Annotated in this window: 19 protein-coding genes and 1 pseudogene; 13 read left to right on the top strand and 7 right to left on the bottom strand. The window is 71.2% G+C overall.

Annotation, left to right across the window (positions count from 1 at the left end):
• Positions 1-4: 4 nt before the first annotated feature.
• From AB0B61_RS42845 to AB0B61_RS42815, 7 genes and pseudogenes are all read left to right on the top strand, one after another.
• The gene (locus AB0B61_RS42845; RefSeq protein ID WP_358445108.1) at positions 5-2,821 is read left to right on the top strand and encodes a family 78 glycoside hydrolase catalytic domain; all 2,817 of its coding nucleotides are present in this window, start codon (positions 5-7) and stop codon (positions 2,819-2,821) included.
• Positions 2,818-2,955 (top strand): hypothetical protein, encoded by a 138-nt coding sequence (locus AB0B61_RS42840; protein ID WP_357940998.1) that lies wholly within the window; start codon positions 2,818-2,820, stop codon positions 2,953-2,955. The genes AB0B61_RS42845 and AB0B61_RS42840 overlap by 4 nt, the downstream gene beginning before the upstream one ends.
• Entirely contained in the window at positions 2,952-4,394 is a 1,443-nt protein-coding gene (locus AB0B61_RS42835) for a family 43 glycosylhydrolase (RefSeq protein WP_358445105.1), read from the top strand. Before AB0B61_RS42840 ends, AB0B61_RS42835 begins: the two co-directional genes overlap by 4 nt.
• 32 nt (positions 4,395-4,426) lie before the next feature.
• On the top strand, positions 4,427-6,415 hold the full coding sequence (locus tag AB0B61_RS42830; protein WP_358445103.1) for a PKD domain-containing protein: 1,989 nt from the start codon (positions 4,427-4,429) through the stop codon (positions 6,413-6,415).
• 277 nt (positions 6,416-6,692) lie between these two features.
• Positions 6,693-7,805 (top strand): DUF5605 domain-containing protein, encoded by a 1,113-nt coding sequence (locus tag AB0B61_RS42825; RefSeq protein WP_358445101.1) that lies wholly within the window; start codon positions 6,693-6,695, stop codon positions 7,803-7,805.
• Positions 7,806-7,844: 39 nt separating this feature from the next.
• Complete coding sequence (locus AB0B61_RS42820; RefSeq protein WP_358445099.1) at positions 7,845-10,286, top strand: glycoside hydrolase family 2 TIM barrel-domain containing protein; 2,442 nt, start codon at positions 7,845-7,847, stop codon at positions 10,284-10,286.
• Positions 10,280-10,384: pseudogene (locus AB0B61_RS42815) on the top strand (IS5/IS1182 family transposase); the annotation flags it as partial. The gene AB0B61_RS42820 and the pseudogene AB0B61_RS42815, both read left to right, overlap by 7 nt.
• A gap of 15 nt (positions 10,385-10,399) precedes the next feature.
• Here AB0B61_RS42815 and AB0B61_RS42810 read toward each other — a convergent pair.
• From AB0B61_RS42810 to hemG, 3 genes are all read right to left on the bottom strand, one after another.
• Positions 10,400-11,197: a hypothetical protein gene (locus tag AB0B61_RS42810; protein ID WP_358445097.1), complete on the bottom strand. Its 798-nt coding sequence runs from the start codon at positions 11,195-11,197 to the stop codon at positions 10,400-10,402.
• Positions 11,198-11,679: 482 nt separating this feature from the next.
• A complete protein-coding gene (gene hemQ / locus AB0B61_RS42805) occupies positions 11,680-12,381 on the bottom strand; it encodes a hydrogen peroxide-dependent heme synthase (protein ID WP_358445095.1) in 702 nt (233 codons plus the stop codon).
• A 4-nt stretch (positions 12,382-12,385) separates the two neighbouring features.
• Positions 12,386-13,789: a protoporphyrinogen oxidase gene (hemG, locus tag AB0B61_RS42800; protein WP_358445093.1), complete on the bottom strand. Its 1,404-nt coding sequence runs from the start codon at positions 13,787-13,789 to the stop codon at positions 12,386-12,388.
• 134 nt (positions 13,790-13,923) lie between these two features.
• On the opposite strand from hemG, the gene AB0B61_RS42795 reads away from it, so the two are divergent.
• Positions 13,924-14,868, top strand: a complete 945-nt coding sequence (locus AB0B61_RS42795; RefSeq protein ID WP_358445090.1) for a DUF4349 domain-containing protein — start codon at positions 13,924-13,926, stop codon at positions 14,866-14,868.
• Here AB0B61_RS42795 and hemE read toward each other — a convergent pair.
• Positions 14,856-15,878: a uroporphyrinogen decarboxylase gene (gene hemE / locus AB0B61_RS42790; protein ID WP_358445087.1), complete on the bottom strand. Its 1,023-nt coding sequence runs from the start codon at positions 15,876-15,878 to the stop codon at positions 14,856-14,858. The two genes, AB0B61_RS42795 and hemE, sit on opposite strands and share 13 nt — an antisense overlap.
• Before the next feature lie 580 nt (positions 15,879-16,458).
• Between hemE and AB0B61_RS42785 the strand changes: the two genes are divergently transcribed.
• The 5 genes from AB0B61_RS42785 (at position 16,459) to AB0B61_RS42765 (ending at position 21,632) form a co-directional block, all read left to right on the top strand.
• Positions 16,459-17,043, top strand: a complete 585-nt coding sequence (locus tag AB0B61_RS42785; RefSeq protein ID WP_358445084.1) for a DUF3000 domain-containing protein — start codon at positions 16,459-16,461, stop codon at positions 17,041-17,043.
• Between the two features lie 58 nt (positions 17,044-17,101).
• Positions 17,102-18,328 (top strand): ribonuclease D, encoded by a 1,227-nt coding sequence (locus AB0B61_RS42780; protein WP_358445081.1) that lies wholly within the window; start codon positions 17,102-17,104, stop codon positions 18,326-18,328.
• Between the two features lie 72 nt (positions 18,329-18,400).
• The gene (locus tag AB0B61_RS42775; protein WP_358445079.1) at positions 18,401-19,546 is read left to right on the top strand and encodes a Gfo/Idh/MocA family oxidoreductase; all 1,146 of its coding nucleotides are present in this window, start codon (positions 18,401-18,403) and stop codon (positions 19,544-19,546) included.
• On the top strand, positions 19,543-20,697 hold the full coding sequence (locus AB0B61_RS42770; RefSeq protein WP_358445077.1) for a dihydrodipicolinate synthase family protein: 1,155 nt from the start codon (positions 19,543-19,545) through the stop codon (positions 20,695-20,697). The genes AB0B61_RS42775 and AB0B61_RS42770 overlap by 4 nt, the downstream gene beginning before the upstream one ends.
• Positions 20,694-21,632: a sugar phosphate isomerase/epimerase gene (locus AB0B61_RS42765; RefSeq protein WP_358445074.1), complete on the top strand. Its 939-nt coding sequence runs from the start codon at positions 20,694-20,696 to the stop codon at positions 21,630-21,632. Before AB0B61_RS42770 ends, AB0B61_RS42765 begins: the two co-directional genes overlap by 4 nt.
• Before the next feature lie 100 nt (positions 21,633-21,732).
• Here the strand turns inward: AB0B61_RS42765 and AB0B61_RS42760 are convergent, their stop codons facing one another.
• The 3 genes from AB0B61_RS42760 to AB0B61_RS42750 all read right to left on the bottom strand — a co-directional run bounded on the left by AB0B61_RS42760 (position 21,733) and on the right by AB0B61_RS42750 (position 26,366).
• A complete protein-coding gene (locus tag AB0B61_RS42760) occupies positions 21,733-24,408 on the bottom strand; it encodes a PEP/pyruvate-binding domain-containing protein (RefSeq protein WP_358445071.1) in 2,676 nt (891 codons plus the stop codon).
• A gap of 86 nt (positions 24,409-24,494) precedes the next feature.
• Positions 24,495-25,535, bottom strand: a complete 1,041-nt coding sequence (locus AB0B61_RS42755; RefSeq protein ID WP_358445069.1) for an alkaline phosphatase family protein — start codon at positions 25,533-25,535, stop codon at positions 24,495-24,497.
• 54 nt (positions 25,536-25,589) lie between these two features.
• The gene (locus AB0B61_RS42750) at positions 25,590-26,366 is read right to left on the bottom strand and encodes a sugar phosphate isomerase/epimerase family protein (protein ID WP_358445066.1); all 777 of its coding nucleotides are present in this window, start codon (positions 26,364-26,366) and stop codon (positions 25,590-25,592) included.
• Between the last annotated feature and the right edge of the window lie 153 nt (positions 26,367-26,519).

The raw sequence follows: 26,519 nt of genomic DNA, 5'->3' as shown, positions 1-26,519 counted from the left end.
TTGCATGACTTTGTCCGCTGCACCCAGCGCGCCGCGCTTCGAGCACCGCACCGAGCCCGGGCCGGCGCTCGGGATGGGCACGCCGGTCCCTCGATTGTCCTGGACCGTCCCGCACGCCGGCGAGGGCTGGGAGCAGACGGCGTATGAGGTGGAGATCACCCGAGGAAGAACTCGCGAGCCCCATCTGGTGCAGAGCCGGGAGCAGGTACTGGTCCCGTGGCCGGCGCCGCCGCTCGCCTCCCGTGAGGCCGCCGAGGCCAGGGTGCGGGTGGCGCACGGGGAGGACTGGAGCCCTTGGAGCGAGCCTGCCACCGTCGAAGCGGGCCTGCTGCACCCGTCCGATTGGACGGCCCGCTTCATCAGCCCCGCCGAGATCGGCGCCATGGACGGCAGGGCTCCCCTCCTGTACGGCCTGGTGGACGTGCCGGGCCCGGTGCGCAGTGCCCGGCTGTACGCCACCGCCCACGGCATCTACTCGCCGTCGATCAACGGGCGCCGCGTGGACGACACGGTCCTCGCCCCGGGCTGGACGTCGTACCGGCACCGGCTGCGCTACCACGTCTACGACGTCACCGACCTGGTCCGGCCCGGCGAGAACGTGCTGGAGGTGCTGCTCGGCAACGGCTGGTATCGCGGCCGGCTCGGCTACCTCAACGATCGCGCCGTCTACGGCGACCGGCTCGCCCTGCTCGCCCAGCTCGAGATCACCACCACCGACGGTGCCGTGCACGTCCTGGCGACGGATGGCGCCTGGCGCGCCCGCGAGAGCGAGGTCCTGGCCGACGACCTGTACGACGGGCAGTCCACCGACCTGCGCCTGCGCGGCGCGCCCGGCCCGGTGAGCGGCGTGGAGGTGATCGAGGCGGACCTGTCGACGCTCGTCGCCCCCGACGGCCCGCCCATCCGGCCGACCGGTGTACTGCCGGCACAGCGGGTGTGGACCTCACCGTCCGGCATGACGCTCGTCGACTTCGGGCAGAACGCGGTCGGCTGGGTCCGGCTCCGCACGCGCGGCCTGACGGAGGGCACCACGGTCGTGATCCGGCACGCCGAGGTGCTGGAGGACGACGAGTTGGGCACGCGCCCGCTGCGCACGGCCCGCGCCACCGACATGTGGGTGCTGTCCGGCCGCGACGAGGTGCTCGAACCGTCGCTGACGCTGCACGGCTTCCGCTACGCCGAGGTCACCGGCGTGCCGGACCTGCGCGCCGAAGACCTCGAACTGGTCGTCGTCGGCTCGGATCTGCGTCGCACCGGATGGTTCTCCTCCTCACACGAGGAACTCGACCAGTTGCACGAGAACGTGGTGTGGAGCACCCGCGGCAACTTCGTCGATCTGCCCACGGACTGCCCGCAACGCGACGAGCGCCTCGGCTGGACCGGCGACATCCAGGTGTTCGGCCCTACCGCGACCTTTCTCTACAACGCCACCGGCCTGCTGCGCTCGTGGCTGGCCGACCTCGCCGCCGAGCAGCGCCCGGACGGTTCGGTGCCGCACGTCGTCCCAGGTTTCAGGGACGACGCGGCGTCAGCGGTGCCGGCGGCCGCCTGGGGTGACGCCGCCACGATCCTGCCCTGGACGCTCTACCAGCGCACCGGAGACCTCGAACTCCTGGAACGTCAACTGCCGAGCATGCGCGCCTGGGTCGACAAGGTCACGGCACTGGCCGGCCCGGGCCGGATCTGGCGGGGCGGCTTCCAGTTCGGCGACTGGCTCGACCCCACCGCGCCCCCAGAGGAGCCGGGCCGCGCCAAGGCTGACCCCGACGTGGTGGCGACCGCCCATTTCGCCCGCTCCTCATGGATCGTCGCCGAAACGGCGCGGCTGCTCGGACGCGCGGACGAAGCGGACAAGTATCAGGCTCTCACCCAGGAGGTGCGCGACGCCTTCGCCCGGACGTTCGTGACACCGGCGGGGCGGGTGCTGTCCGATGCCCAGACCGTGTACGCGCTGGCCATCGAGTGGGACCTGCTGCCCACGCAGGCCCAGCGCGAGGAGGCCGGTCGCCGGCTGGCCGACCTCGTGCGGGCCGGCGGTTTCCGGATCGCCACAGGCTTCGTCGGCACTCCGCTGGTATGCGACGCGCTCACCAGCACCGGCCATCTCGACCTCGCCTACCGGCTGCTCCTTCAGACGCAGTGCCCGTCCTGGCTGTACCCCGTCACCATGGGCGCGACCACGATCTGGGAGCGCTGGGACAGCATGCGGCCCGACGGCGGCATCAACCCGGGCGAGATGACCTCCTTCAACCACTACGCCCTGGGCGCCGTGGCCGACTGGCTGCACCGCACCGTCGCCGGTCTCGCGCCCGCGTCCCCGGGCTACCGGCGGCTGCTCATCCGGCCCCGGCCGACCGCGGCGCTCACCCGCGCCGCCGCCCGCCACGCCACCCCTTACGGGGAGGCGTCGGTGTCGTGGGAACGCTCCGGCGGCAGCATTCGCCTCACGGTCGCCGTCCCCGCCGGAGCATCCGCCGAGGTCCACGTCCCAGGGGCGGACGCTCCCGTGCACGTCGGCCACGGCGAGCACCACTGGACGGTCGCCGATCCCATCACGGACGAGGATCGCCACTGGACCGGCGCGACGGTCAGGGACCTGCTCGACGACCCGCGGACCTGGGCCGCGGTGGCCCAAGCCGCCGTCACCGCGGGCATCACCCCCAGGGGCGACGCCCAGGCCGCCGAAAAGCTGGCCGCCTACCTCGACTCCCCCGCGACGCGGGTGGCCCACGCCCTGGCACCTGAAGATCACCTGCCGCGGGCGCGGGAGCTGCACCTCCGCATCGCGGACATTCTCGGCGACACGAAAGACCGACGATGACCTCTCAGGGACACCTCGACCCGACGCTGCCGGCCGACGACCGGTGGCTGGAAGGCTCCTTCGACGTCGGAGGCGAGGCACGCACGCTGAAGAGCGCCGAGCGGTCGTTCCTGTCCGAGGTGACCCTCGGGTGAAGGGCTCCACCACGCCGATCGTTGCGGGCTTCTACCCCGACCCGACCGTGTGCCGCGTCGGCGACGACTATTACCTGGCGCATTCGAGCTTCGAGTACTTCCCCGGCGTGCCGATCTGGCACAGCCGCGATCTGCTGCGCTGGACGCAGCTCGGCCACGTCCTGACCCGCCGCAGCCAGTTCGCCCGCGGTGACGGGCGCTCGTCCGGCGGGATCTACGCGGGCACGCTGCGCCATCACGGCGGGCGCTTCTGGTACGTCACCACGAACGTCGGCGACCACGACGGCGGCCAGCTCATCATTCAGGCCGACGACCCCGCCGGGCCGTGGAGCGACCCGGTGCGCGTCCCCCAGGCCATCGGCATCGACCCGGACCTGGCCTGGGACGACGCCGGGCAGTGCTACCTGACGTGGAAGGCGCTGAGCTTCAGCGAGGGCGAGGGCGGCATCATGCAGGCCCGCCTCGACCTCGCCACCGGCCGGCTCCACGAACCGGCCTACCCGGTGTGGCAGGGCAGCGGGCTGAGCGCCGCCGAAGGCCCGCACCTGTACGAGGTGGACGGCCTCTGGTACCTGCTCCTCGCAGAGGGCGGCACCGAGCGGGGGCACGCCGTCACGGTCGCCCGCGGCCCGCACCCCTCCGGCCCCTTCGAGGGCTGCCCGGCCAACCCGATCCTCAGCCACCGCAGCACGATCCACCCGACGCAGAACACCGGCCACGCCGATCTGGTGCGCGCGCCGGACGGCGGCTGGGCGGCCGTCTACCTGGGCGCCCGGCCGCGCGGCTCGACGCCCGGCTTCCACGTGCTGGGTCGAGAGACGTTCCTCGCGGGCGTGAACTGGGTGGGCGGCTGGCCGGTGTTCGACGAGGACCGCTACGACGTCCCTTCGGCGAACACCGCGTTCACCGACCGCTTCGACCGTCCCGCGCTCGACCCGCGCTGGGTGGTGCCGGGCGGCGAACCAGCCGTGACCGTCACCGCCGACGGCCTGCGCATCGCCGAGGGATTGTTGTGCACCCGGGTCCGGGACCTGCGCTGGTCGGCCGAGGCGACGCTGGAGGGCTCGGGCCGATTCCTGCTGCGCCTGGATCACCGGCACCGCTATGGGCTGGCCCGCTACGGTGATCGCGTCGAGGCCAGTGCCCGCGTGGGCGACCTCGACGTCGTGCTCGCGACAGCCTTCGTCCCGGACGGCCCCGTCGTGCTACGCATCGAGGCGGCGCCGCCGGCATCGCCCACCGTACCCCTCGGTGACGCGGGCCCGGACGAGATCGTGCTCTCCGTCGGCCGGCCGGACGGCGTGCGGGATCTCGCCTGGTTGGACGGGCGCTACCTGTCCACCGAGGTCGCCTCCGGGTTCACCGGACGCATGCTCGCTCTGGGCTCCACCACCGTCCCGGCGCACGTGCGCTCGGTGACCTACCGCCCGCAGGCGTAGGAGCCCGCCAGCCCACCCCCCAAGGAGTTCGCATGACCCTGCGTTTCGTGGCCACCGGCCTCGTCCTCGCCTTGAGCCCGGTCCTCGTCCCCGCACAGCCCGCCATCGCAGCGGCGGACTGCGCCGCTTCCCAGCCAGGAGGGCCGATCCAAGTGACGCCGGACTGCGTGGACCCGCTCTACGCCAAGCCCATGATCGACGCCGAGCGGGACCTCACCACCCCCGTGGCACACCGCCGGGTGTCGGGGCACTTCGAGGGCACGGACGTGAAGTTCACGATCTACCTGCCGCCGGCCGCCCAGTGGCAGGGCCGCTTCTTCCAGTACACCTATCCCCTGTCGGACGAGAACGCCCTGGACCGCGTCATCTCCTTCGGCGCCGCCAGCGGCGGGTACACCGTCGCGACCAGCGGGACCCAGGGGTACCGACATGCCGCCGCCGCGGCGAAATTCGCCGAGACCGTGGCCGCCGCCTACTACCGCTCCGGCTCCCGGCGCATCTACGGCTACCTCTATGGCCCGTCCGGCGGTTCCTTCCAGACCGTCGGCGCGATCGAGAACACCACGGGCGTCTGGGACGGCGCAGTCCCGATCGTCCTGGGCGTCCCCATGTCCATCCCGGCCAACTTCTTCATCCGCGCGCAGGCCCGCATGGTGCTGCGGGATGTGGCCGACCGAATCGCGGACGCGGTCCACCCCGGCGGCTCCGGCGACCCGTACGCCGGGCTGACGGCGGTTCAGGCGGCGATGCTGCGCGAGGTGACAAGCCTCGGCGTCCCGCTGCAGGCGTGGGAGGACCCGGACTACGTGCTGGGGCTGTCCACCGCGGACGGGCTGCTCGGCTTCGGTGCCGTGATCCGCCGGTTCGACCCGTCCTACGTCACCGACTTCTGGTCCAAGCCCGGCTATCTGGGCACCGAGCAGTCGCCGCTCGGCGACCTCGTCCGCGCCGAACTGATCGACGCCACACCGGCCATCACCCAAGTGCGAGCCACCGCCGACGGGACACCCACCGCCGTCACGCTGTCCGGCCTGCCCACCCTGACCGGCACCCTCGGGCTGGACTTCACCGTCCCGGGAATCGGCGGCTTGATCGGCACCCTCGATCCCTCCACCGGCGTCCTGACTCTGAGCAGCGGGAACTCCGCCGCGGTGCTCGCGGCGCTCAAGACCGACGTGCAGATCCGCGTCGACAACCGCTGGTTCGTCGCGCTGCCGTCGTACTACCGCCACCAGGTCCCGCCCGCCGGCCAGGGCTACACCATCTACGACGTGCTTCGTGGCCCTGACGGGCAGCCGCTCTACCCGCAGCGGCCCATGCTCATCGGCCCGATGATCGCGCAGAGCACCGCCGGCGGCGGCACCTTCACCGGCAAGATCAACACCAAGGTCATCGTGGTGGACAACCTCGTCGACACCGACGCCTACCCGTGGCACGCGGACTGGTACGCCAAGCAGGTGCGCACGGCGCTCGGTGACCAGGCGTTCGACGGCGCCTTCCGGCTCTACTACAACGACAACGCCGACCACCTCGAAGGCCCGGTCACCGGCACCAAGGCGAACCGGATCGTCTCCTACGACCCGATCGTCGAGCAGGCGCTGCGCGACGTGGCCGCATGGGCCGAGCGCGGTGTGACCCCACCTCGTTCCACCCGGCACGACATCACCGGCGGGCAGGTCACCATCCCGGCGCGGGCGTCGGACAGGCGCGGCATTCAGCCCGTCGTCGACCTGACCGTCCGCCTGGCCGGTCGCAAGGCGACCTTCTCCGCAAAAGCACAGACTCCCCCGGACGCCGGGACGATCGTCTCGGCCGCGTGGGACTTCACCGGCTCCGGCACCTACACGCCCATCACCATCGGCAAGCCCGGCTCCACACTGACCCTCACCGGCAGCCATCGGTACACCAAGCCCGGCACGTACTACGTCTCGCTCAAGGTCGCCTCCTCCCGGCCGGGCCAGGCAGGCCCGTTCGCCCAGGTCGAGAACCTCGGCCGGGTCCGCGTGGTCGTGAAGCCCTGATTCACGAGACGTAAGGAGAACGAACCCATGCTCACACCCCTCGTCACGCTCGGCCAGGTCCTCGACGCGCCGGGCGGCCACGCCCTGCTGGAGCGGCATCTGCCAAAAGCCGTGCTCGACCAGCCGGGCCTGCGTGTGCTCCTCATCGGCGCGTTCCTACGGGTGGCGCCCGGCCTGCGCGACGACGAGGCGGCGAGAGAGCTTTTCTGGAACGAGATCGACAAGGTGATGGCCCCGATCCTGCTCCACGAGCACGCGCCCGCCGTCACGCCCCTTCGTGGACGTCGAGCTGTCCGCGGAGTTCCGCTGCGGGGAGCGCACCTGGACGGTGGGCGGCTTCTACGACGGCGACGGCGTCCACCGGCTGCGTGCCCTCGCGGAGGAGGAGGGCACCTGGCGGTTCGTCACCACCTCCAACTCGCCCGCGCTCGACGGGATCAAAGGTGAGGTCGTCGTCGATCCCGCCGCGCCCGGCGCTCACGGACCCGTGCGGGTGGACGGCTTCCACTTCGCCTACGCGGACGGCACCCGCTACCGCCCCTGGGGCACCACCGCCTACGCCTGGAACCACCAGGACGAGCAGACGCGGACCACCACCCTGGAGACGCTGGCCGGGTCCCCCTTCACCAAGCTGTGCATGTGCCTGTTCCCCAAGCACTTCATCTACAACTCCGGCGAGCCCGAGCGGTTCCCGTTCGTGCGGAAAGACGACGGCTCCTTCGACCACACCCGCTTCGACACCGGATTCTTCGCCCGGCTCGACGAGCAGGTGCGGCGCCTCGGCGCGCTGGGCGTGCAGGCGGACCTCATCCTCTTCCACCCCTACGACCGCTGGGACTTCGCCGACCTTGGCCCGGCCGTGGACGACCGCGTGGTCCGCTATGTGGTCCGCCGCCTGTCGGGCTACGCGAACGTCTGGTTCTCGCTGGCCAACGAGCACGACCTGATGCCCGGCAAGTCGACCGCCGACTGGGACCGCATCGGCGAGCTCGTCACCGCCGAGGACCCGCACGGGCATCCGTTGTCGATCCACAACTTCTCCCAGCACTTCGACCACACCCGGCCCTGGATCACCCACGCCAGCGTCCAGCGCGACGAGCCCTACCGGACGGCCGAGAACACCAGCGCCTGGCGGGAACGCTGGGGCAAGCCGGTGGTCGTCGACGAGTGCGGTTACGAAGGCGACCTCGAGTACGACTGGGGCAACATCAGCGGCCAGGAGATGATCCGCCGCTTCTGGGAGGGCGCGGTACGGCCCGGCCGGTGGCACGTAGACGTGCTCGACACCTGGGAGTGCACCATCGACCGGCTGCCCGGCACGTACGAGACGTTCGTGCTGGTGCCCCTACCGTCCAAGCCGCATCAGGCCGTGCGGCTGGTGGCGGCCTGACCAGTTTCAGTTCGCCTGTCCCCATAGAAAGAGGTCACTGTGGCACGCATCTCGTTCAACGCCGACTGGACGGTGAAACCGAAGGTCAGCAGCTTCTCCGATCTCGTCGCCGCAGATGCCGCCGGCCAGGCTGTCGTGCTCCCCCACGACGCCATGCAGTCGCTCAAGCGTTCGGCCACGGACAGCGAAGGACCTTCCACCGGTTACTACCCCGGTGGTGTGGTCGAGTACAACAAGACGCTGTTCGTGCCCGAGGAGTGGCGTCACAAGCGTGTCGCGATCGAGTTCGAGGCCGTCTACCGGGACGCCATGGTCTTCGTGAACGGCTCTTTCGCCGGGCAGCGCCGCAACGGTTACACCGGATTCCGGGTACCCCTGGACGCCTACCTGCACTACGGGCAGACAAACACCATCCGGGTCGAGGCACGGGCGCACCAGGACTCCCGCTGGTACTCGGGCCTGGGCATTCACCGCGACACGTATCTGCACGTGCTGGACCTCGTCCACCTCGCCCCCGACGGCGTATTGGTCACCACGCCGGACGTGGACGACGAGCGAGCGGTGGTCGAGGTCGCCGCGACCATCCAGAACGAGGGCCTGACCACGCGCACCGTGGCCGTGCAGGTGGAGCTGCGCGACCAGCAAGGCGCACTCGTCGCGACCGAGGCCACGCCCGTCACCATCACCCCTGGCACGACCACGGTGTCGCGCAACCGGCTCTACGTGGCCGGCCACCGCCGATGGAGCGTCGACGACCCCTACCTGTACCAGGCGACGATCAGGCTGCAGGACGGGGACGTCGAGTCCGACTCGGCCTCGCTGAACATCGGCATCCGCACACTCCAACTGGATCCGATGCACGGCCTGCGGATCAACGGCCAGGCGGTGAAGCTGCGCGGGGCGTGCATCCATCACGACAACGGTCCGCTCGGAGCGGCGGCGATCGCGCGGGCGGAGGAGCGCCGCATCGAGATCCTCAAGGCCGCCGGGTTCAACGCCATCCGCAGCTCCCACAACCCGGCGAGCCCCGCCTTGCTGGAAGCGTGCGACCGGCTCGGGATGCTCGTCTTGGACGAGGCGTTCGACATGTGGTTGGAGGCCATGAAGCCCTTCGACTACTCCCTGGACTTTCCCGAGTGGTGGGAGCGCGACATCGAGGCCATGGTGGCCAAGAGCCGCAACCACCCGAGCGTCATCATGTACTCGATCGGCAACGAGGTCCCCGAGGCCGGTTCCGGGCACGGCGGCGCATGGGGACGCCGGCTGGCCGAGAAGGTCCGCAGCCTGGACGGCACCCGCTTCGTGACCAACGCGATCAGCAGTTTCTGGGCCGTCAGCGCCGAGATCCTCGACGACTTCAAGCAGGAGGTCTCGGCCCTGCATGCCCGCGGCGTCAACGACGTCATGACCGCGATGTCGGACATCTTCGACCGCATCACCACCTCCGACCTCGTCACCGAGCGCACAGCGGAGTCACACGCGGCCGTCGACGTGGCGGGCCTGAACTACGCCGAGCAGCGCTACGTCTCCGACAGGCAGCGGTTCCCCAACCGGGTCGTCCTGGGCACGGAGACCAATCCGCGCAACATCGCGCGGATCTGGCCACTGATGGAGGAACTACCGCACGTGATCGGCGACTTCACCTGGACCGGGTGGGACTACCTGGGCGAGGTGGGGCTCGGACGCACCGACTACGCCGACGATCCGGCAGGGAGTGGCGGCGGTGACCCGGATTACCCCTGGCTGCTCGCCTGGTGCGGAGACATCGACATCACCGGCCATCGCCGCCCGGCCTCCTATTACCGGGAGATCGTGTTCGGGCTGCGGCACGAGCCGTATATCGCCGTGTTCCGTCCTCAGCACCATGGCAGGCGACGCCTGGAGATGCAGTGGGCGTGGACCGACACGGTCGCCGGGTGGTCCTGGAACGTGGCACCGGGATCACCTGTCGAGGTCGAGGTGTACAGCGACGCCGACGAAGTCGAACTGCTCCTGAACGGCACAGCGGTGGGCCGGGCCCCGGCCGGCCGCCACCATGAGTACCGGGCGCGCTTCGACCTGCGGTACCACCCCGGCGAGCTCACGGCGGTCGCGTACAGCGCCGGCCGCGAACAGTCACGAGTGCGCCTTCGGACGGCTGCGGAGCCCCGCCTCAGCGTCGAGACCGATCGTCACCTGCTGCGCGCCGACCATCGCGATCTGGCCTACGTCACCATCGAGCTCCGTGACGCCGACGGCAACCTGGCACACGACGACGATCGCCAAGTGGCGGTCCAGGTGAGCGGTGCAGGAGTCCTTCAGGCGCTGGGCAGCGCGCGGCCCATGACCGAGGAAAGCTTCGACGCGACACGGCGCACCACGTTCGACGGCCGGGCCCTCGCCGTTATCCGCCCGACCGGCCCGGGCCCCATCCACGTGCGGGTCACCAGTGACGGACTTGCCCCGGTCACCGTGGAGCTCAAGGTCGCCGCCGACGGCTGAAGAACTTCCGAGCCATCGCGACCCACTACGGCAAACGCGCCTACATCTTCCTCGGCACCGTCACCCTGGCCGCCCTGATCATCTGGCTCCGCACCTGATTCGAGAAACAGCTCTTAGTCGGGTTCGGGGTAGGTGACGCGGCAGGTCTTGTCGGTCGGGCCGAGGATGTTGGCCAGGACCGGGTTGCCGTTCTCGCCGAACTTGGCCTGGACGAAGATGATCGGGTTCGTCTCGCCGCTTTCCCTCAGGTATTGCAGGCCGCGTTCGCACAGGGTGATGGCTTGGCTGGAGTTGCCGGCCGACTCCGGGAGGTCGGTGTATAGGCGGAGATATCCGCCTACGCTGCGGATGTCCTTGAGGCGTTTGGACGTCTTGTCGTCCGAGGGCCAGTGCGTGCGGAAGTATTCGGCCGCCTGCTGGTCGGTGTGCATCGAGGGACCGTCCGCCTTGTAGTCGGACCCGTCATCCCCGGTCGACAACTCTCCGGTCAACGCGTCGACGGTCGACGGATCCACGGTGCCGCTGTCCGCGGGCGCTTCGGCCTGGGGGTCGCTCCCTGTCACGGAGCCCGGTGTGGCGCCGGCCGGAGGGCCCTTCGAGGCCGGGGTGTCGTGCGTCGAACCGCCCGAGCGCTGGGCGCCCCCGCCCAGTGGGGTGGGGGTGATGCTCATCGGGATGCGGGTCGCGCTGCCCTCCGCGAGGGCCTGGCCATGCTTTCCCGCACCGCTGTGGACGCCCGAGCTCGTACCCTCGCGCAGGCTCGGGTCCGCGGCCGCGCGGGTGTCCGCGCCACCGCTCGCATCCGATCGGGCCGTCAGCCCGCCGGCCAGCGGCCCGACGAGCGGGCCGTCCGTGCCCAGCAGCCCCAACGTCGCGCCCGCCAGCACCAGCGCCCCCGCCGTCAACCCCAAGGCCCACGGCCGCCGATCCTTCGTACGACGCCGCCGCCCCGCCCGCCGCGCCCCCCGCGACGACCCACGACCGAGCGCCTGCCGGGTCCCCCCACGACACTCCGGGCGGCCCGGCGAAAACGGGTCGGACCGCTCCTGTCCGGGCGGAAGCACGTCGGACCGCCCCTGTCCCGGCGCAGGCACGTCAAACCACTCTCGTCCCGGCGGAAGCGCATCGGACCGCCCCCCTCCCGGCGCAGGCGCCTCGAACGGCTCCCGCCACAGCGGAGGCGCGTCGGACCTCTCCCGGCCCAGCCCGCCCCGGAGATCAGCGTGGTCCGCCGCGTGTCGCCCAGAGGTATGCCCTTCCGACCGCCGCACCGGCCCGCCCCCTTGGAACGTGACACCCTCGCACCGCACAGGCAAGGGATTCCCACGATTGTGACAAGGAGCGGTAGATCAATTCAGTTGGATCCCCTAACTTGGGGCGCCAGTGAACAGGGTTACGGAAGCGCCGCGATGAGCTCCTGAACGGGTTTGCGAACACCTGTGTAGAAGGGCACCTCGATGCGCGTGTGCTCGCGGGCCTTGGCGCCCCGCAGGTGACGCATCAGGTCGACGATCCGGTGCAGCTCGTCGGCCTCGAAGGCGAGCATCCACTCGTAGTCGTTCAGGGCGAAGCAGGACACCGTGTTGGCCCGGACGTCCGGGTAGTCACGCGCCATGTGACCGTGCTCGGCCAGCATCGAGCGCCGCTCGGCGTCGTCGAGGAGGTACCACTCCAGCGAGCGGACGAACGGGTAGACGCTGACGTAGGCGCGCGGCTCCTCCTCGGCCAGGAAGGCCGGGATGTGGGACTTGTTGAACTCGGCCGGCCGGTGCAACGCCATCGCCGACCAGACCGGTGCGCTGTGGCGGCCGAGCGCGGTGCGGCGGAAACGGGAGTAGACGTCCTGGAGGTCCTCGGCCGTCGGCGCGTGCCACCAGAACATGTAGTCGGCGTCGGCCCGGAACCCCGCCACGTCATAGAGGCCGCGGGTCACGACGTCTTTCAGCGCCGCCTGTTCGAGCAGCTCGGCGACCTCGCCGGTCATGCTCTCGCGGTTGGCGGGGCAGGGGTCGGTGGCCTTGAAGACCGACCACATCGTGTAGCGGATCACCTGGTTCAGATCGCGGGCCTTCGGCCGCGGTGCGCCCTCAGTCATGGGTCTATTGTCCTTCCGGCGAGAGGTGGTCCAGAATCCGGGCCGCCGCCGTACGGGCGGTGGAGACGCACGCGGGGATGCCGAGCCCGTCGTAGGCCGCCCCGCACACCGCCAGGCCGGGCTGCACGGCGACCGCCGCGCGGATGCGGGCCACCCGGTCGAGATGGCCGACGTCGTACTGCGGCAGCGCACCGCCCCAGCGCGAGACCCGGGTGTCGACCGGCAGCCCGCGTACGCTCATGACGTCGCCCATCTCGGCCGTGGCCAGGGAGACGAGTTCGGAGTCGTCGCGCTGGAGCAGGTGTTCCTCGCCGATCCGGCCGATGGAGCAGCGCACCACCACCAGGTCGCCGACCAGGTGCGGCCACTTGACCGAGCTGAACGTCACCGCCTTGACCGGCCGTCCCTCGACCGGCGGGACGAGGTAGCCGCTGCCCGTGGGCGGTGTGGGGAAGGCGTCGACGGCGTAGGCGAGGGTGACGATGGCCATGCTGGCGTAGTCGATCCGGTCCAGCTCGGTGGCCGCCTTGGGCGCCTCGGCCCGCAGCAGCCTGGCGGCGGCGGGTCCCGGCGTGGCGACGATCACCGCGTCGGCCTCGATGACCTCGGGGCGCGGCACGGGGCCGGTCACGAGCCGCCAGCCGTGCTCGGTCCGGTGCAGCTCGCGTACGGTGACGCCGGTCCTGATGTCGGCGCCCGACGCCTTGGCCACCGCTTCCGGCAGGCTGCCGAGCCCGGTCCTGAGCGAGGTGAAGACGGGTCCCGCGTCGCGGGGCGCCTCCTCCACGATCTTCCTGGCCGCCGCGAGCAGCGAACGCTCGGAGCGCGCGACCGCGGCGATCGCCGGCATCGTGGCCTCCAGCGACAGCCGGTCGGCCCGGCCCGCGTAGACGCCGCCGAGCAGCGGTTCGACCAGCCGCTCGAGCACCTCGCCGCCCATCCTGGCCCTGACGTAGGAGGCGACGGAGACGTCGGTGCGTACCAGGGTGGGGGGCAGGATCTGGTCCAGCGGTACGCGCGCCAGCCCGCCGGGCGACACGATGCCGGACTTGACCAGCTCCATCAGGTCGGCGGGCACCCCCATGACCTGCCCCTTGGGCATCGGCCGCAGCGCGCCCCTGCTGTAGACGGCGGCGCGGGTGGTGCCGGGGTCCACCAGATCGTCGCCGAGCCCGACGGCCTTGGCCAGCTCCTTGCCCTCGGGCCGCCTGGCCAGCATGGCCTCCGCGCCGGCGTCGACGTCGATGCCCGCGACCTCGGAGACGAGCAGCTTGCCGCCGATGCGCGGACTGCCCTCCAGCACGGTCACCTTCACGCGCTCGCCCGCGCCCTGTCTGAGGTGCCACGCCGCGGCCAGACCGGAGATCCCGCCCCCGATGACGACCACGTGCGCTTGTTTCCCTGCCACGCCTCCCGACGCTACCGTCTTGGGAGCGCGGCCAGCCGCTCGGGGCCGCACACTTGGGGATCATGCTGGAGGCATGTGACCTGACCGTGACGCCTGTGATCAAACCCGCCGGAGCCACCACCCGTCTTAGGTACATGGAGAGATTCCGGTACGGCGTCGCGTTATCAGCCGCCTGCGCGATCCTGGTCCTGTCCGGCTGCGGCGGTAGCCAGTCGAACATCATGTCCGACCAGTCCGTGGCCCCGGCGGCGGCGCCCGAAGCGGCGTCCGGACAGACAGAGTCGAAGGCCGCCCAGGACAGCGCTTCCACCCCGCAACGAAAAGCCCCCCAGTCCGCCGAGAACATCGCCTCGAAGGTCAAGGTCACCCAGCAGGACCGCCAGGTCATCTACACGGCGAGCATGACCGTACGGGCCAAGGAGGTCACGGGGGCCGCGCTCCAGGCCAAGCAGATCGTCACCACGGCCGGCGGCTACCTGTCGAAGGAGGAGTCGAACTCGGCCGAGGGCAGCGAGGCCAGCGCCCTGCTGGAGTTCAAGATCCCGCCCGCCCGCTACGGCGAGGTGCTCGCCGCGCTCGGCAAGAACCTGGGCAAGCAGCTGTCGGTCCAGCAAGGAACTCAGGACGTCACGCTGCAGGTGGCCGACGTCAACAGCCGGTTGAAGTCGGCGCAGCAGGCGCTCGACTCGCTGCGTACGCTGCTGAAGAAGGCCGACACGATCGGCCAGGTCCTGCAGGTCGAGCGGGAGGTCTCCGACCGCGAGGCCGACCTGGAGTCGCTGCAGTCCCAGCAGAAGGAGCTGGCCACCCAGGTCGGCATGGCCACGCTCACGCTCCGGCTGATCGGCCCCGTCGCGGTCGTGAACGAGCCGTCAGAGGAGCCCGCCGGCTTCCTCGGCGGCCTGAAGTCGGGCTGGAGGGGGCTGGTCGGGGTCGTGAAGGTCGCGCTGACGGTCCTCGGGGTGCTGGTGCCCTGGCTGATCGTGGCCGTGCCGGTGATCGTTCTGACGGTCGTCCTGGTACGGCGGCGCCGCCCGGCCCGCCCGGCGACGACCACGGTGGAGACTCAGGCCTCGTGAACCAGGTCGGTCAGGCGCATGAGCTGGTCGGGGTCGGTCGAGGGAAGTACGCCGTGGCCGAGGTTGAACACGTGGCCCTCGGCCGCCTCGCCCCGGCGCAGCACCTCGCGCGCCTTGCGCTCGACGACCTCCCACGGAGCCAGCAGGAGGGCGGGATCGAGGTTGCCCTGCAACGCCTTGCCCGGCCCCACGCGACGGGCGGCCTCGTCCAGCGGCACCCGCCAGTCGACGCCCACCACGTCGGCCCCGGCCTCGCCGAGCAGGCTCAGCAGCTCGCCGGTGCCCACGCCGAAGTGGATGCGCGGCACGTCGAGGTCGGCCAGGCCGTCGAAGATGCGGCGGGTGTAGGGCAGGACGAACTCGCGGTAGTCCTCGGGGGCCACCGCGCCCACCCACGAGTCGAACAGCTGGACGGCCGACGCCCCGGCCCGGACCTGGACGCGCAGGTGCGCAAGGACGATGGCGCTGAGCCGGTCCATCAACGCGTGCCACAGGACGGGCTCGCCGTACATCATGGCCTTGGTGCGGTCGTGGTTCTTGGACGGCCCGCCCTCGATGAGGTAGGCGCCGAGCGTGAACGGCGCGCCCGCGAAGCCGATCAGCGGCGTGGCGCCCAGCTCGCCGGTCAGCGCCTCGATCGCCTCGCTCACGTAGGGGACGTCGCCGGGCTCCAGCGGGCGCAGCGCCTCGAGCCCGGCGGCGTCGCGGATCGGGTCGGCCACGACCGGGCCGACTCCCGGCTTGATGTCGAGGTCGATGCCGATGGCCTTGAGCGGCACGACGATGTCGCTGAAGAAGATGGCCGCGTCGACGCCGTAGCGGCGGACGGGTTGCAGGGTGAGCTCGACGATGAGGTCGGGTGTCGCGCACGCGGTCAGCATGGGCACGCCCTCGCGAACCTTCAGGTATTCGGGCAGTGATCGCCCGGCCATCCGCATGTACCAGACCGGGGTGTGGGGAACGGGCTGACGGCGGCAGGCGCGAAGGAACGCTGAGTCGGCGAGATTCACCCCTCAAGGGTCCCATGACCTCGTGCCGGTCCGTTCACCGGCGCGACGTGTCGGAAAAGTATGCATTGAATGACCAAAATCATGATCAGATAGCCAGATGGATGTTTACCGGTCAGCTCGGCATCGGCGCCCCACACGGGTCGAACACACCCCATGGGCGACCAGAAAGCCGGTCTCGTCTGGACCAAAAGTTGGCCAAGCCACCGCGCGGCATCGATTCAGCATCCACTTTCGGGACACGCCGAGCGCGTTGCGGCGAATTGTCAGCGTGCCGTGCCAACGTCGGAGCGACGACCCGAAGAAAGGCTCCGGTGCGATGACCGCGTTGTGGGGTTCCCCAGAACACCGCAGTGAGCAATGCGCTCCCTGCGCCGGCGAACGGCTGTTCCAGCAGCCTCCGTGTCTCGACGGACACGAGCCGGGAGAGTGTCCGGAGTGGGCCTGTGTCGACTGCGGCCACGCGATCATCCTCGGCGGGATCACCCTGCCGGTCCGTCAGCTGGCTATGGCATCGGTTTGATCGCGAACTATGAGCACCCCCGTGGTCCCCTTCCGCCCGTCTTCGACCTACGCTTCGGCTATGACCCTCGGTGAGCAGCCACCGGCCCCCGCCTCCTTCAGGCGTGCGGTCGAGAGCCTGCGCCAGGCCGAGGTCAGGCCGGAGATCGAGCTCGAAGACCTGCCCGCCCCCCAGCGGCTGGCCCCCTTCTCGGCCGCGATCGGCGCCTCGGTCTACCGCGAGGACGACGAACTCGCGGTCGGCAGGCTGATCCTGCTCTTCGACCCCGACGGCCAGCGCGGCTGGGAGGGTCCCTTCCGGCTGGTCGCCTATGTCAGGGCCGACATGGAGCCGGAGATCACCTCCGACCCCCTGCTCGGCCCCGTCGCGTGGAGCTGGCTCACCGAAGCGCTCGAGGCTCATCAGGCCGACTACTCCGCCGCTGGCGGTACCGTGACTAGAGCCGTGTCCGAGGGCTTCGGCAACAAGGCCGAAGACCCGGTCACCACCGAGCTAGAGCTGAGGGCGTCCTGGTCGCCCGCGCATGAGGATCTCTCCGGCCATGTCGCAGCCTGGTGCGATCTCATGTGTCTGGCGGCCGGGATCCCGCCGCTCCCTCCCGACGTGGCCGCCATGCCACGCCGACGTGAAGATCCGAGAGAGTGACCGTACGAAGTGAGGGCACCAGTCAATACCGCACAAGCGTCATGAGAACGGTGATCTCATGACAGAAGAACGAACCGTCGTCCCACTGCTGGAGCCACGCGAGGGCATCCCGGCGGTCGTCGAAGACGGCGCCTCTTTGGCGCGCGTCGTCGCGGCCTTCCGGGCGGGCACCGGTCCCGTGGCCGTCGACGCCGAGCGGGCCTCCGGCTACCGCTATGGCAACCGCGCGTACCTGGTGCAGTTGCGCCGGGCGGGCGCGGGCAGCGCGCTGATCGACCCGATCGCCTGCCCCGACCTGTCGGAGCTGGACGAGGCCGTCTCGGGCGCGGAGATCGTGCTGCACGCCGCGTCGCAGGACCTGGCGTGCCTGCTGGAGGTCGGGTTCAGGCCGCGTGACATGTTCGACACCGAGCTGGCTGGCCGGTTGCTCGGCTACGAGCGGGTGGGGCTCGGCACGATGGTCGAGACCGTGCTGGGTCTGCGGCTGGAGAAGGGCCACTCGGCGGCCGACTGGTCGACCAGGCCGCTGCCCGAAGACTGGCTGCGCTACGCCGCGCTCGACGTCGAGGTGCTGGTCGAGCTCCGCGACGTGCTCCACGGCGAGCTGGTGGAGAGCGGCAAGCTGGAGTGGGCGCGCGAGGAGTTCGCCGCCGTGCTCAACACGCCGCCGCCGGTCCCCCGCTCCGATCCGTGGCGCCGTACGTCGGGCATCCACAAGGTGCGCAACATGCGGGCGCTGGCGATCGTGCGGGAGCTGTGGACCATGCGCGACCGCATCGCCCAGGAGAGCGACCTGGCGCCCGGCCGGGTGCTGCCCGACTCGGCGATCGTCATGGCCGCGCTGGAGGTGCCGCGCACCAAGAAGGCGCTCACCGAGATCTCGGCGTTCACCGGGCGCAGCGCGCGCCGGCACATGACCGACTGGCTGGCCGCGGTGAGCAGGGCGCGCGGGTTGCCCGAGTCCCAGCTGCCGCAGCCGAGCACGCCAGGCGACGGGCCGCCCCCGGCCAACCGCTGGGCCGACCGCGATCCGGCGGCGGCCAAGCGGCTCGCCGCGGCGCGCGCCGTCGTGGCCGCGCTCGCCGACGAGCATCGGATGCCGACGGAGAACCTTCTGCAGCCCGACGCGGTCCGCCGGCTCACCTGGGAGCCGCCGGTGGAGATCACCGACGACACCGTGACCGACCGGCTGCGCGGGCTCGGCGCCCGCGAATGGCAGCTCTCCCTCACCGCCCATCCGCTCGCCAAGGCGCTGGCCCGGCTGGAAAGCAAGGGCGAGCTCTAGGTACGGCCCACTTGACGCCCCCACGGGGGCGGCCTTACCGTTCGGGAAAGCGCTTTCCGCGAAAGGATCCTCATGAGCGTGCGCACCATCGGCGTCGTGATGAACGGCGTCACCGGCCGGATGGGTTACCGCCAGCATCTGGTCCGATCGGTCCTGGCCATCAACGAGCAGGGCGGAGTCGTCCTCTCCGACGGCAGCCGGGTCAAGCTCAGGCCGGTCCTGGTGGGCAGGAGCGCGGACAAGCTTTCCCGGATCGCCGCCGAGCACCACATCTCCCGCTACACCACGGACCTCGACGCGGCTCTGTCCGACGACGACAACCTCATCTACTTCGACGCCCAGGTCACCAGCGCCAGGGTGAAGGCGGTCCTCAAGGCCATCGAAGCGGGCAAGCACATCTACGCCGAGAAGCCCACGGCCGAGTCCGTCCAGGAGGCGGTCGCGCTGGCGGAGGCGGCCAAGGCCAAGGGCATCAAGAACGGCGTGGTGCAGGACAAGCTGTTCCTGCCGGGCCTGCTCAAGCTGAAGCGGCTCATCGACAGCGGCTTCTTCGGCCAGATCCTCTCGGTGCGGGGCGAGTTCGGCTACTGGGTGTTCGAGGGCGACTGGCAGGAGGCCCAGCGGCCGTCGTGGAACTACCGGGCCGAGGACGGCGGCGGCATCGTGCTCGACATGTTCCCGCACTGGCACTACGTGATGGAGAACCTGTTCGGCCGCGTCGAGTCCGTCTACGCCAAGGCCGTGACGCACGTTCCCCAGCGGGTCGACGAGCAGGGCAAGGCCTACGCGGCCACCGCCGACGACGCCGCGTACGGCATCTTCGAGCTGGCCGGCGGCGTGATCGCCCAGATCAACTCCTCCTGGACCGTCCGCGTCAACCGCGACGAACTGGTGGAGTTCCAGGTGGACGGCACGCACGGCAGCGCGGTCGCGGGCCTGCGCAACTGCCGCTTCCAGCACCGCGCCGCCACCCCCAAGCCGGTCTGGAACCCCGACCTGCCCGCCACGGCCCGCTTCCGCGAGGGCTGGCAGGACGTGCCGGACAACGCCGACTTCGACAACGGCTTCAAGATCCAGTGGGAGGGGTTCGTCCGCCACGTGTGCGAGGACGCGCCGTTCCCGAACGACTTCGCCTCGGGCGCGCGCGGCGTGCAGCTGGCCGAGCTGGGCCTGCGCTCCTCGGCCGAGGGCCGCCGGATCGAGGTGCCGCACCTGTGATCATCGACATGCCCGGCGGCGCGTACACGCTGCGTGAGCCCGTGACCTGGCCCGTCGTCGACGCTCCGGCGTCGAGCCGGGTCGTGTACGCGGCCGCGCACGTGGTGGCCGACCCGCTCGGCGACAACACGCCCGGCTCCCCCGCCGCCGTCGACTGGGACGCCACGCTCCGGTTCCGCAGGCACCTGTGGTCGTACGGACTGCGCGTCGCCGACGCCATGGACACCGCCCAGCGCAACATGGGCCTGGACTGGGCCGCCACCAAGGAGCTCATCCGGCGCAGCGCCGCCGAGGCCCGCTCGTTCGGCGACCCCGCCGCGCTGGTGGCCTGCGGCGCCGGCACCGACCACGCCCCTGACGCCGCCGACCTGCGCGCGATCACCGCCGCCTATACCGAGCAGCTGGAGACCGTGCAGGCCGCCGGCGCCGGGGTGATCATCATGGCCTCGCGGCAGCTCGCGCGGGTGGCGAGCGGGCCCAAGGACTACCACCAGGTGTACGGGGAGTTGCTCGGGCTGGCCGAGCGGCCGGTGATCCTGCACTGGCTGGGCGAGATGTTCGATCCGCAGCTGGCCGGTTACTGGGGCTCGGCGGATGTGGCGGCGGCCACGGAGTCGTTCCTGGAGCTGATCCACGCGCACCCCTCGAAGGTGGACGGGGTGAAGGTGTCGCTGCTCGACGAGGAGCACGAGGTGGGGCTGCGGGCCGCCTTGCCCGCCGGAGTCAGGCTCTACACCGGCGACGACTTCAACTACCCGTCGTTGATCAAATCGGGGTCGCACGCGCTGCTGGGCATCTTCGACGCGATCGCTCCGGCGGCCGCCGCGGCCCTGCGGGCGTTGGACGCCGCCGAACAGGGCACGGATCCCGCCCGAAATTTCGCACTTTACGATGAGATCCTGGCGCCGACCGTGCCGCTGTCCCGGAAGATCTTCGAGACGCCGACGTACAACTACAAGACCGGCATCGTCTTCCTGGCCTGGCTGAACGGCCACCAGGACGCGTTCGCCATGGTGAACGGCGCCCAGTCCGCCCGCTCGCTGGTCCATCTGTCAGAAGTCTTCCGCCTGGCCGACCAGGCCGGGCTGCTGGCCGACCAGGAGCTGGCCGTACGGAAGATGAAGGCGCTGCTGGAGGTGAACGGGCTGTGAGCCTCTCCCTGAACCAGCGGACGACCAAACGGTGGTCGGTGGCGGAGGCCGTCGAGGGCTGCGTACGGCATGGCCTGGAGGCCGTGGGGCTGTGGCGTGAGGAGGTCGCGGAGCAGGGGCTGGCCGAGAGCGTCAAGCTGGTCCGCGACGCCGGGCTGCGCGTGTCGTCGCTCTGCCGTGGCGGCTTCCTGACGACCCCCGCCGAACCGGCTCCCGGCACGAGCGGGACCAGCGGGACGGCTCGTCGGGAGGCGCTCGACGACAACCGGCGGGCCATCGACGAGGCCGCCGAGCTGGGGGCGGCCTGCCTGGTCATGGTCGTCGGCGGCCTGCCGGGCGTGCGGCCGGGCGAACCGCTGCCTGGCGCACCGCTGCCGGTCGTGCGGCCGGGTGAACCACTGCCGCCCGGCCCCGACGGTGCGGGGCGGCCGTTCTCGCGTGATCTGGCCGGGGCCCGTGAGCAGGTGGCCGAGGCGCTGGAGGTGCTGGCTCCGTACGCCGGTGAGCGGGGCGTCAAGCTGGCGCTGGAGCCGCTGCATCCGGTCTACTGCGCCGACCGGGCCGTCCTGTCGACGCTGGCCCAGGCGGTCGACCTGTGCCTGCCGTATCCGGAGGAGCAGGTGGGGGTGGTGGTCGACACCTTCCACGTGTGGTGGGACCCGCGGCTGTTCGAGGAGATCGCCAGGGCCGGCAGCCGGATCGCGTCATACCAGGTGTGCGACTTCCTGCAGCCGCTTCCGGCGGACGTACTGCTGGGGCGGGGGATGATGGGCGACGGGGTGATCGACTTCCCGCCGATCACCCGCGCCGTGGCCGCGGCCGGTTACACCGGGGACGTCGAGGTGGAGATCTTCAACGCCGACGTCTGGGCCGCCGACCCGGACGAGATCGTGGCCACCATGAAGCACCGCTACGCCCAGGTGGTATCCCCATAACCGGAGGGGGTCGCCCCCTAACCCCGGCCGGGTCGTCTCGCGCCGCCTCTCCTGACCCCGGCCGGGTCGTCTCGCGCCGCCTCTCCTGACCCCGACCGGGTCAGGCCGGGCTCGCGGCTGGTTCGTCCCGTGCCGTGTCTTCGTCCTCCGAGTCCGGCGCATCGGCTTCGATGATCGTCACCGTGCCGGCGGCCCCGTTCACGGTGATCTCCTGGCCGGTGACGATGCGGTGGGTGGCGTCCGGGACGCCGGCCACCGCCGGGATGCCGTACTCGCGGGCCACCACCGCGCCGTGCGACATGGCGCCGCCCATCTCCATCACCAGCCCGCCCGCCGTGAGGAACAGCGGCGTCCAGCCGGGGTCGGTCGACGGGCAGACCAGGATCTCGCCCGGCTCCAGGTGCGCCCCTACCGGGTCGAGCACCACCCTGGCGCGGCCGGTGACCGTGCCGGCGGAGGCGGCGCTGCCGATCAGCGCGCCCTCCGTGGCGGGGGCCGCCAGAGCCTCGGGCTCGGTGCCGTCCGACAGCACGATCCTCGGTACGTGCCTGCGGCGTGACTCCCGCTCGTAGGCCGCCCGCCGCTCGATCACCGTCGCACGCAGATCGCCCCCGTCCAGGGCCGACCGCGCCTCCTCGATCCGCAGGTAGAACACGTCGTCCGCCGCGTCCAGGACGCCGGTGGTCACCAGGTGCTCGCCGACGACCAGAAGGCTCCGCCGGACCGCGGCCAGGGTCTTCACCAGGTAGAACTTCGGCATCTCGCGTACGCCGGCGAACATCCGGGTCCGCCGCAGCCCGAACCGGGCGACGGCCCCACGGAGCGCGCCCTTGCGGCGGGCCGCCGCCACGATCCGGGCGACGGCCGCCTCGGCCTCGGCCGCTCCCCTGGCGAACAGCGCGTCGGGCGCGAGATCGGCGCCGCCCTCCATCCGCAGGTAGTTGGCCAGGACGCCCAGGATGTGCGTCGGGTCCTCCGACCAGCGCGCGACGCCCAGGTCGATCTCGGCGATGCCGCGATGCCCGTACTTATCAAGAAAAGCAGTGATCCCCCGCTGGGCCTTCGGGGGCAGTTCGCCGGCCTTGAAGCGGCGTACGAGCTCGCTCACCGGCTCGTTCCTGAACGGCTCCGGCTCGATGCGCGTCGCCAGCGCCCAGAGTTCGAGGTCCATCTCGGTGGTCGGGTTGTTGGGGACGCTGCGCAGCACGTCCTGCATGTCGCTCATGGACAGGCCGGAGAGCTTCGAGGCCAGCGCGAACAGCCCATAGCCGGCGATCGCGATCGGCATGAGCGAGACGATCACCGGGAACGCCCCGCTGAGCACCCGCTCCGCGTGGTCGAGCCGCTGGACGGGCGTGGCGGAGCCGGGCACCCGCAGCCGCCGGTCCAGCTCGTCGCCCATCCGCTTGGTGTAGCCGATCGCCCGATCGGGCCGGGTCAGCGCCTGGAACAACCGCTTCGGGGCGTGTACGCGGCGGGCGAAGTGCGCCACCGCGCGGAAGAACGGGCGGCGCGAGGTGTGGATCACCGAGAACCGGGGCTCCTCGAACAGGTCCGTCAGCACCGCCCCGGCCCTGGCCTCACCCATCAGCAGGGCGCGCGGCATGATCGCCCGGCCCATCCGGCTGCGCATGGCCGTGGTGACGTCCAGCCAGACGCGCTCCCCCGCCTCGAACATGAACGCCGCCCCATCACGCGCCCTGGCCGGGCCATAGCCGAACACTCCGGCGGCACCCGAGCTGAGCAGCCGGAACGCGGACAGCCCCATCGGGGTCAGCGGGCCCATGACGCCCTGGGCGACGTTGATGGAGAAGTAGACCCGCAGGCCCTGCCTGGTGGTCTCGGGCAGCGGGTAGAGCGTGGTGATCGGCCTGGCCTGGGTGAGCCAGAGCTTTCCGTCGGCGTCGATGGCCCACTCGGTGTCCTGCGGCGCGCCGTAGTGGTCCTCGACGCGGGTGCCGAGCGCGGCCAGGTCGCGTACCTGCTCGTCGGTCAGGCAGAAGCCGTCGTGGGCGGACTCGACGCGTTCCGTACCGCCGCCGGGCAGGGCGCGGATGGTCAGCCGCTTGTCGCCCGCGTGCCGGTCGAGGATCTCACCGCTCGCCGCGTCGACGACGAACCGGTCGGGGTTGACGGCGCCGGAGACCACGGCCTCGCCCAGGCCGGGGTTCGCGTCGATGACGGCCTCGTGCCTGCGTCCGGTGAGCGGGTTCGCGGTGAACAGTACGCCGGCCGTCCGCGCGTCGACCATGACCTGGACGACCACCGCCAGTCGTACGGAGGCGTGGTCGATGCCGTTGGAGTCGCGGTAGGCGACGGCGCGGTCGGTCCACAGCGAGGCCCAGCAGCGGCGTACGGCGTCGAGCACGTCGTCGGCGCCGACGACGTTGAGGTAGGTGTCCTGCTGACCGGCGAAACTGGCGAACGGCAGGTCCTCCGCCGTGGCCGAGGACCGCACCGCGACCGGCGCCGCGTCCTGGTGCGCGGTCTTGCTCAGGGTGGTGTACGCCTCGCGGATCGACCGCGCGACGGCCTCGGGGATCGGGGCCGCCAGCAGCCGGGTCCTGGCGGCCTCCGCGAGCCCCGGTCCGCCGGTCGCGATGACGTCGTCCAGGCCCGCCGCCCGCGCCACCTCGTGGTAGGCCTCGGTGGTGAGCGCCCAGCCGGGCGGGACGGGGAGCCCGGCCCGGGTCAGCTCACCGAGGTTGGCCGCCTTGCCACCGACTTCGGCCAGCATGCCGCCGTCGATGTCGGAAAAGTCCAGTGCCGTCTTCATGGGGCGTACTCCCGCCGTTCAGCGTCTCGTTACGAGTTTCACGCTTTACGGCAAAGAATTCAACACTTGATGAACAGTGGCGTCGCTCACACCTCCAACGGCACGCCATCGAGGCCCCAGGCGGGGTCGCACTCGATACCGAGCAGAGCCAGGGCGGTCGGGCCAACGTCCACCAGCCTGGGGCCACCAAGGTCGGCACCACCGAGGTTGGAGGCACGCAAGCCCGCGCCACCCAGGTCCGCTCCACCCAGGTCCGCGCCACCCGGGTCCGCGCCTAGGCGGGCGGCGATGACGAAGACCGTTCGCTCCTCGTTGGAGGTGCCGCCGTGGCCGCCCTCGTCGACGTGGCCGTGGTCGGTGGTGACGAGCACGGTCCAGCGCTCGTCGGCGAACGTCGGTCTGCCCCGGATCGCGTCGAGGAAGCGGCCGAGGTAGGCGTCCTGGGTGTGCAGCGCCGCGGTGTAGTCGGGGCAGTGGGGGCCGAGGTCATGGGCCACCTCGTCGGTCTCGCCCAGGTAGACGAAGGTGAGGTCGGCGCCGGTGCTCGCGAGGTGATTCTCGGCGGCGGCGGCGACCTGCTTGTCGGCGGTCGGCCAGGTGATCGCGTAGCCGTCCAGAGCCAAGCGGGTGCCGATGGCCGGGCCGAACGCGCCGTACTCCGCCAGCGCCGCCCAGGAGAAGAACGCCGCGGTGGTCAGGTCGGGACGGGCCGCGTTGGCGCGAGTCAAGAAGTCCGGATATTTCGCGAATTGTGGGGCGGTGAACGCGTTGTCCACAACGCCGTGCTTGTCGGGCCACACCCCGGTGGCGATGGACGACCATCCCGGCCCAGAATCGGTGCGGGACCTGATGACCCGGCCGGAGGAGCTTCCGCTCGAGACGGCGGTGCCCTCACCCGAAACGCCGGCGCCCTCACCCGAGGCGGCGCCCTCGCCTGAAGCGGCGGTGCCCTCGGGGACGATCTCGCCGGGGGACTCGGTGCGGGGGGCGGCGGCCTCGCCGTACGGGAGCAGGCTCGTCCCGTACGCGCCCGCCGACATCAGCCCGCTCAGCACCGGCGGTTCCAGCGCGGCCAACCGGTCGAAGCGCAGGCCGTCCATGCCGACCACCAGCACCTTGTTCCTCACTGGGCCCCAAGCTGGGTCGTTCGCCGGCTCCCTCACCGAGTCGCTCGTCACGCGCTACTCCCTCCTGAAACGCCGCACCCACTCCGCGGCCCCAGGCAGTATCTCCTCCACCGGTGCGACCTGGGGATACCAGGTCCGCTCCCACTCGAGCGAAACCCACCCGGAGTAGCCCCACGAGCGCAGCAGCTCACCGGACTCGTCCAGCGGCACCGTGCCGGTCCACATCGGCACGGGCGTGGTGTCCTGGGCGGAGATCGCGTCCTTGACCTGGACGTAGGCGAGGCGCGGGCCGAGAAGAGCCAGGGTGTCGGCCGGGGACTCGCCGTGCCGCCATGGGTGGAGCAGGTCCCAGAGCGCGCCGGTGGTGTCGGGGCAGGCCGCCTCGTCGAGCAGTCGCGCGACCGCCGCGCCGGTGGCCATCTGGTCGTGCGTCTCGACGAGCACCCGCAGGCCGAGTCCGGCGGCCGTGGCGGAGACCGCCTTGAGCCTGCGCGCTCCGATCGAAGGGTCGTCGCCGCGCGGGAACACCCGGACGCCCGGAGCGCCGAGGTCGGCCGCGAGCGTCAGGTCCGCGACGAGCGCCTCGACGACGGGCTCGTCGGGGCCCGGCTCGCATACGCCGACATATCCGGCGAGCGCCGATATTTCCAGACCTGCGGCTTCGACCCGCTGCCGCACCGACGACCGCTCGTCCGCCGACAGACCCCGGTGTACGCCGGTATCGGGGTGCAACCGCAGCTCCAGGCCCTGGCAACCCTGCGCGGTCGCCACCTCGATCGCCCTGTCGAGCCCGTCGCCCGGCATCCCTAGCGTGCTGACCGCCAGTTTCATCGTGCGCCCTCCCGAGCGACCGTCCCGCCTGTGCGACGCGTCCCCTTCGGATGCGCCACCTGTCCACGCCCTGTACGGCGCCTCCCTTTCGGAAGCGCCCCCCGGGCCCCGCGCTGTGCGGCGCCTCCCTTTCGGAAGCGCCCCCCGGGCCAC

The sequence above is a fragment of the Nonomuraea sp. NPDC049158 genome, from assembly GCF_040648335.1.
Classification (GTDB): Bacteria; Actinomycetota; Actinomycetes; order Streptosporangiales; family Streptosporangiaceae; genus Nonomuraea.
Note: the sequence above shows the minus strand (reverse complement) of the source record. Positions and strands in the feature narration are given on the sequence as shown.

Bases quoted from the DNA above. Each gene is read 5' to 3' on its own strand.
- AB0B61_RS42845 (WP_358445108.1), top strand. From the start codon at position 5: ATGACTTTGTCCGCTGCACCCAGCGCGCCGCGCTTCGAGCACCGCACC.
- AB0B61_RS42840 (WP_357940998.1), top strand. From the start codon at position 2,818: ATGACCTCTCAGGGACACCTCGACCCGACGCTGCCGGCCGACGACCGG.
- AB0B61_RS42830 (WP_358445103.1), top strand. From the start codon at position 4,427: ATGACCCTGCGTTTCGTGGCCACCGGCCTCGTCCTCGCCTTGAGCCCG.
- hemQ (WP_358445095.1), bottom strand. From the start codon at position 12,381: ATGACTGAGGGCGCACCGCGGCCGAAGGCCCGCGATCTGAACCAGGTG.
- AB0B61_RS42795 (WP_358445090.1), top strand. From the start codon at position 13,924: ATGGAGAGATTCCGGTACGGCGTCGCGTTATCAGCCGCCTGCGCGATC.
- AB0B61_RS42785 (WP_358445084.1), top strand. From the start codon at position 16,459: ATGACCCTCGGTGAGCAGCCACCGGCCCCCGCCTCCTTCAGGCGTGCG.
- AB0B61_RS42780 (WP_358445081.1), top strand. From the start codon at position 17,102: ATGACAGAAGAACGAACCGTCGTCCCACTGCTGGAGCCACGCGAGGGC.
- AB0B61_RS42775 (WP_358445079.1), top strand. From the start codon at position 18,401: ATGAGCGTGCGCACCATCGGCGTCGTGATGAACGGCGTCACCGGCCGG.
- AB0B61_RS42760 (WP_358445071.1), bottom strand. From the start codon at position 24,408: ATGAAGACGGCACTGGACTTTTCCGACATCGACGGCGGCATGCTGGCC.
- AB0B61_RS42750 (WP_358445066.1), bottom strand. From the start codon at position 26,366: ATGAAACTGGCGGTCAGCACGCTAGGGATGCCGGGCGACGGGCTCGAC.